We start from the raw sequence: 376 nt of genomic DNA on the forward strand, positions 1-376 counted from the left end.
CCATATCATCTTTGGCGTTCTTAAAAATAACAAACCTTTTAATGAAAATTGGGCTTGCTTTTAAAGACAGTATCTACGTTAACTATGTTTACTACGGTTCCATCGATAAATTCTCAGCCTTGATTACCCCAAACCGTAAGCCAACAATAATGGCACTGGTTATATTTCGACAATCTAATTTTTGAAAGATGGATTGCCGATACTGAGTGACTCTTCTTATGGATACCTTTAGGAAAGCCGCAATGTCTTTCAGTTCCTTACCTTGTGCAGATAGATAGAGACATTGCTTTTCCTGCTCACTTAAACGCAGGTCGAAATGAATCGGTTGTCGTATCCAAGTGCTGGCAAGCAGAGCTTGAATTTCCGCTAATTGATT

At 38.6% G+C, this 376-nt stretch carries 1 protein-coding gene; it reads right to left on the reverse strand.

From position 1 onward, the window contains the following. Window positions 1-91: 91 nt before the first annotated feature. Window positions 92-376, reverse strand: a 285-nt coding sequence (locus ACN4Z1_RS15975; RefSeq protein WP_419413484.1) for a response regulator transcription factor, incomplete at its 5' end; no start/stop codon positions are given.

The sequence above is a fragment of the Legionella sp. ST3F1 genome (assembly GCF_048553315.1).
In the GTDB taxonomy this organism is placed as follows: Bacteria; Pseudomonadota; Gammaproteobacteria; order Legionellales; family Legionellaceae; genus Tatlockia; species Tatlockia donaldsonii.